We start from the raw sequence: 1,172 nt of genomic DNA on the forward strand, positions 1-1,172 counted from the left end.
CGACTCCTATGTGCTCACCACCGGCACGGGATCCGGTAAAAGCCTTTCCTACATCGTTCCGGTCGTGGATTCCGTCCTCCGTGACCCCCGCCCGAACCACATCTCGGCGATCGTGGTCTACCCCATGAACGCGCTGGCGAACAGCCAGCTCCACGAGTTGCAGAAGTATCCCGAATGGGGAATACCCGTGGATGGCCGGTCGGTCACCTTCGACCGGTACACCGGGCAGGAATCGGCCGAGTCCCGGCAGCGGATCCTGGATCGGCGCCCTGACATACTGCTGACGAACTACGTGATGCTCGAGTATATCCTCACCCGGCCGCACGAGCGCCAGGCTCTGATCGGGGCAGCCGCCGGCCTTCGTTTCCTCGTCCTCGACGAACTACATACCTACCGCGGCCGTCAGGGTGCTGACGTCGCACTGCTCACCCGACGGGTACGGGACGCGTGCGAAGCACCGGACATGCAGTGTGGCGGTACCTCGGCCACCATGTCGAGAAAGGCGTCCTTCGAGGAGATGCGCCGCGAGGTCGCCGTCGTGGCGGGTCGGTTGTTCGGCGCGGAGGTTCGGCCCGACCGGGTCATCGGTGAGACGCTCGAACGCGCGACGGCGTGGCGACCGGTCAGTGACGTGGAGTTGCGGGCCCGGGTCATCGATGCCGAGCCGCCGGTGCGGGTCGGTGAGCAGGTACCGCTCGACCCAACCGGCGCGCCACCGCCGAGCGGGGGCCGGCCCCAGCCCTTTGCGCGGCTCGCGGGCGATCCGCTGGCGATCTGGGTCGAGGACACCTTCGGTCTGGCTCTCGGTCCCGGAGACCGGCTGGTGCGGGAGGACTCGACGACCCTGGCCGCTGCCGCCGAGAAGCTCGCCGAGCGGACGGATCTCCCGGTGGAAACCTGTGCCGGCGCCATTCAGGCCATGCTCGTCGAGGGCGCGGCGGTGCGTCATCCGGAGCACGGCAGACCGTTGTTCGCCTTTCGCCTGCACCAGTTCCTCTCCAAGGGGGACACGGTCCACGTCAGCCTGGAACCGACGATGGTCCGGTATATTACCAGTCAATACCAGGTGAGTGTGCCCGGATCGCGGGACAAGGTACTGTTGCCGCTGGCCTTCTGTCGTGAATGTGGCCAGGAATATCTCGTCGTCGCGCGCAGCAGGGACACCCCTCGCC

Annotated in this window: 1 protein-coding gene; it reads left to right on the forward strand. The window is 66.9% G+C overall.

The features are described from left to right. The coding region (locus ACY5KJ_RS18755) for a DEAD/DEAH box helicase (protein ID WP_462203977.1) at window positions 1-1,172 on the forward strand (1,172 nt) is incomplete at both ends.

It is taken from the genome of Frankia sp. CcWB3, assembly GCF_977927595.1.